Annotated in this window: 2 protein-coding genes; both read right to left on the bottom strand. The window is 47.2% G+C overall.

The window, feature by feature from the left end:
* Positions 1 to 387 precede the first annotated feature (387 nt).
* The gene (locus GX466_09075; protein ID NLH94347.1) at positions 388 to 1,866 is read right to left on the bottom strand and encodes a RagB/SusD family nutrient uptake outer membrane protein; all 1,479 of its coding nucleotides are present in this window, start codon (positions 1,864 to 1,866) and stop codon (positions 388 to 390) included.
* A 21-nt stretch (positions 1,867 to 1,887) separates the two neighbouring features.
* A complete protein-coding gene (locus GX466_09070; protein ID NLH94346.1) occupies positions 1,888 to 5,010 on the bottom strand; it encodes a TonB-dependent receptor in 3,123 nt (1,040 codons plus the stop codon).
* Positions 5,011 to 5,188 lie beyond the last annotated feature (178 nt).

The following is a 5,188-nucleotide window of genomic DNA, read 5'->3' as shown; positions in this document are numbered from 1 at the left end:
TTCCGGCCTCCGGCCGGGTATTTTGCCTTCAATCCTGCTGATCACAAAGGGGTTGAGGTGATTGACATGCGGTAAAGACAGCTATATGATGCAGCGTGATTTCATAATAATAGGTGCCATGATCATGGTGCTGATCATTGTTTACATGATCATGAGGCACCGTACTGACAAGATCAGGTCAACCCGCAATAACCGGATCAGGTTCAGGCGGAACCAATGACAATAGAATGAGAAGTGCGCAGTTGTGCCTTCCACCCTGCAGCTATTGTCCATGCCGGGCACACATAATAAAAGCCGCTCCCTTCCGGGAGCGGCAAATTATAATCTGATAAACGGGTGAGTGCCCCTTGAAGGGAAGGCACTCCCGTTTATTCACGTAATCTGTTATTATGGTGTCATCAGCTTGTTATAGCTTCTTTCACTGTCAGGAACAGGCCAGATATATGCCTGTGATGTGGAAGGAACAGCTCCAACCGTACCGAATCCTGCACTTCCTTTACCCGGTATTGTCAACCCCAGTCTCAAAAGGTCCATGTTGCGGAGACCTTCTCCAAGAAACTCAATATTTCTCTCCTGCAAAATAGCGGTATAGAATTCATCAGCAGAGGCAAAATCAGCAATATCGTATGCGCCGGTCTCAAAGGAGCGTACTCTTACAGCATTGAGCAGGTCAATTGCTGCCTGTGTGACGCTGCCCCCGTCGCGAACGATTCCTTCAGCACGATTAAGCAACACCTCAGCCCATCTGATCACCGGCACATAGTCAGACCTTGTACCCGTATCAGTATATTTGGAAATATATGGTTGTCCATCACTTGCATTAACCCTGATCATGATCTTCCTTGCATCGGTATCATCCATAGCATTATAGAGTGAGCCATCGCCTGTCACAAGGTAGTAAGACTCTCCGGATTCCGGATCAAAATAGTGAGCCAGGTGGTTCTGTGTTCCGGCGTTGTTAGCCGTCGTATGAGGCAATGAGAAAACAGACTCTTTGGTTGAATGAGGTGATGCAAAGATGCTTGCGTAGTCAGCAACAAGTGCATTGCTGACACCTGAAGTGGCATCGAAAGGAGCAGCGGCAGGAACAATCTTGGCTGACTCACTTACAACTGCGCCCCAGTTGTGCATGTGCAGATAAACCCTTGTCTTGAACGCAATTATTGTGTTCTTGTGGATCCTAGTTATGTTCAGATGTCCGTTGCCATAATCTGAGATTGCCATTCCTTCAGCGTCATTGAGGTCCTTCAGAATCTGCGTGTAGACTTCTGATACCTGACTGGGTGCCAGATCATTGTCTGCTGCTGATTTGTTGGCTTTAAGCCTCAGGGGAAGACCGCGGTTTGCACCATTGCCCATATGATAAGGCTTTGAATACATCTGCAACAGGTCAAAGTAACAGAAAGCCCTGATGGTGAGTGCTTCACTCCTGTACTGATCATATTCTGCCTGACTGATAACTCCGGAAAGCTTGCCTTCATCCCATGCGTTTGTCAGGCCTTCAAGGAAGACGTTGACTACGTTTACCGTCTGATAGGTGTTGTTCCAGAAGTTCTGAACCTCGTTCGTGGAACTAATGACTGAATGGTTCCATGTAGCGTACAGTGTTACAAGGTTGGAACTGTTGGGCAGAAAGTTGTCACATCTGAGGTCATTGTAAGCAAGGAAACGACCACCAAGGTGCCAGCCATTCTTGAGAGAGGCATACATACCGTTAACCTGATTCGCAATTCTATCCTTGGATTCAAACACGGTAAGATCAGAAAGTGAGGTTATCGGTGCCGGATTCATCCATTCATCCTTGACACAACCGGAAATCAACAATACTAATGCCAATATTATTGAGCCCTTGATTATTTTTTTCATATCTGATTCTAAATTAATTGGTTAAAATGACACGTTCACTCCAAAGGTATATGTCCTTGCCTGGGGAGCAGTGTTCCTGTCAACACCCGGTGCAAGGTTGGAATCAGTGTTTGTTGAAACCTCTGGGTCAGAACCGGAGTACTTTGTAAACACTAATGCATTGAATACCTGACCGTAAACTCTGATACTTTCAATATTAATCACGCCAGGAAGAACATTCTTGAATGTGTATCCCGCTGAAATGCTCCTGACTTTCATATAGTCACCCTTCTCTATATTCTCAGAGATAGGAAATGATGATCCGTTGGAGATATTGTCACCCATGACAGGCTTCGGAATATTTGTGATGTCACCAGGCTTTTTCCATGCTGTTTCATATACCTCCACCGAGTTGTTCCACCACCTCTGGTCTCTCATGCCTGCCTTTGATCCTGAATAGATATAGAAACCCAAAGCATAGGTAAGGTTGAGAGAAACATCAAAGCCTTTGAACTCGAGATTATTGTCAATACCACCATAGAACTTCGGCAGTGGTGAAGCAAAAGGAACAGCGTCAGATGCAGTGTTCACTGCTGGAGCTATCTGACCGTCTGAACGGAAGGTCCATCTTTCTCCGGCCGGGGCTGAGTGATCATAAAGAACCTCCTTGCCATCGGCATTAACATAGACTCTTCTTCCTGTCTGCGGGTCAACACCACGGGTTTCAACTGCGAGAAGGTTACCTACAGGAAGACCTACAACAGTGATGTTGGTTGTTTCGAGATCAGCTGTCGAGGTTCTTATCTCATCAACTCCGGGAGCAAGCTCAGTTACTTCATTCTTTAAAGCCGTAAAGTTGAAACTGGTAGTCCAGTTGAAATTAGTTCTGGTTATATTGTAACTGGTAAGAGAAAACTCAAATCCCTTGTTGAACATTGATCCGACGTTTGCAGGTATCGAGTTGCCAGGTATACCCTTTGAAGGTGCCTGGGGAACATTCAGGATAAGATTGTTTATATCATTATAGAAGTAGTTAAGATCAGCCTGCAACCTGTCATTCAGCAGGCCAAAGCTGAGACCGACATCATACTTGTCACTGGTCTCCCACTTCAGGTCAGCATTACCTGCCTGTGAGAAATAAAGGGTTGGCTCAGCACCATAAAGGCTGGCACTGTAGAGGAAGAGTGAACTGTAGTTCCCGATACCGAACATATTCCCCACACGACCGTAGCTCAGCTTAAGCCTCATATCAGAGAAAATATCATTCAGGCCCGAATTGGCTATGAAGCCTTCGTTTGAAATGTTCCACATGAATGAAACCCCGCCGAAGTTACCCCACTTGTTATCCTTCGCGAGACCGCTGTAACCGTCTCTGCGGAAGCTGCCTTCAAGGTAATATTTCTTATCCCAGTTGGCTGTAACACGGCCAAAATATGATTCGTAGAAGTTTTCCCCGTAACCACCGCCGGGAATACCATAGGCTGTGGTCCAAGAGCCTGCAAAGGTGGTAAAGAACGGGTCGGAGACACCTGTCTTGGTAGCGTTCCAGCTGCGTCCCACTGTACGCTGCTGCTCAAGACCTGCAAGAATGCTGAAATTGAGTCTCTCCATCAATGTTAAGTTGTAATTGGCAGTGTTGGTCCAGGTCCACCTCTTGTCCTTACCGGTCCAGTTATAGGCGTATCCATTATAGTTGTATCCGTCACCTCCGATCGGATGCCAGAATGTGGTTGTTTCCCTGGCCAGGTTGTCCATACCGTAAACAGTCTTCAGAATTAAACCCTTGACAGGCTGAAAGGTGGCAGTGAGTGTTGCAAGTAACCGGTCAGACTCTGTAGTGTGTTTGTTGGTCTCGAATATCTGTCCGGGGTTGTGGTAACCAAGACCTGCTGCCAGACCTGTACCCATTCCGCCTATACCTGACGCATAGAGGTTATATGAGCCGTCATTCAGGAAGGGTGCAATGATCGGGGGAAGCACGAATGCAAGACGTGCTGCACCTGCCGTGGCAAAGCTTGAACCGGTATTGGGTGACTCAGTGTAACCGTTCGTATATGCAACGTTGGCACCTATTGACAGGTTCTTGAAAATCTTGTGGTCAATGTTCATCCTGGCATTCTTCCTGTTATAGAAGTTTTTCTTTACCATACCATCCTGATCAGTGTAACCAACTGAAAGGTAATAGGAAGTTGTAGGAGACGACCCTGAAACAGTTATGGCATGGCTGTGCTGCGCACCCTTCCGGTAAATATAATCAGCCCAGTTGGTGTCAATGGGTTTGCCGTCAGGACCGTTGACCGAGTGCAGTGGAGCACCTGAACCGGCATTGGTATATGCAAGGTTTTTATGTGCCAGATACTGCTCGGCATTCATCATGTCAAACAACCTGTAAGGCTCTGTCCAGCCTGCAAATCCGTCATAGGTAACCTTTGTTTTGGCGCCGCCGCCACGCTTGGTTGTTATGAGGATCACACCGTTGGCAGCCCTTGAGCCGTAAAGAGCTGTCGCAGAAGCATCCTTGAGGATCTCCATCGACTGGATATCTGCCGGGTTGATGTCAGCCAGTGAGTTCTGGATAGCAGTACCCCCGATGTTTCCGGTGAAGACGGGAACTCCGTCAACAACTACCAGAGGGTTGGAGCTTGAGGTGATTGAGTTGAACCCCCTGATACGGATAACAGGCGGGTTGTTGAGTACACCGTTGGGGAGCGTGATCGATACACCTGCAGCCTTACCGGCGAGAGCCTGGTCAAAGCTCTGCAGGTTCATCTTGGCGATGTCACCTCCGCTAACTGTTGAAATGGCTCCTGCTACGTCACGCTTCTGAGCAGTACCGTATGCCACAACTATGACCTCGTCAACGTTGAAAACGTCCTGCTGCAAAACAACATCTATTCTGTTCTGGCCGGAAAATGGTTGCTCCTGGGTCACATAACCGACAAAGCTGAACACCAGAGCCCGGGCCGAAGCAGGTACCTGAATGGCGTAAGATCCGTCAGATCCTGTAATAGTCCCAAGGGTAGTTCCCTTTACTGTCACAAAGACGCCAGGCAGTTCTGTTCCGTCATCAGAACTGGTGACCTTTCCAGTGACAAGCGTAGTCTGCCCCATGACAAGAGAGCATGTCATCAGCAGCAATGAAAAAAACAAAAAGATCTTTTTCATACTTTGATTGTTTAGGTTAATAGGGTTTTCGTGAAATGGCTCACGAGGGCAAAAATAACAATATTTCTTAATTTCCAACATTTGTAGGATTTTTTACCCTGACAGGAGAGAAATCCATGGATCAAATCAAGACATACTAAATGGCACGGAGGGACCCTGACTCAGAAGGTCTCCTCCT

This window comes from Candidatus Cloacimonadota bacterium, from assembly GCA_012516855.1.
Taxonomy (GTDB): domain Bacteria; phylum Cloacimonadota; class Cloacimonadia; order Cloacimonadales; family Cloacimonadaceae; genus Syntrophosphaera.
Note: the sequence above shows the minus strand (reverse complement) of the source record. Positions and strands in the feature narration are given on the sequence as shown.

Bases quoted from the DNA above. Each gene is read 5' to 3' on its own strand.
- GX466_09070 (NLH94346.1), bottom strand. From the start codon at position 5,010: ATGAAAAAGATCTTTTTGTTTTTTTCATTGCTGCTGATGACATGCTCT.
- GX466_09075 (NLH94347.1), bottom strand. From the start codon at position 1,866: ATGAAAAAAATAATCAAGGGCTCAATAATATTGGCATTAGTATTGTTG.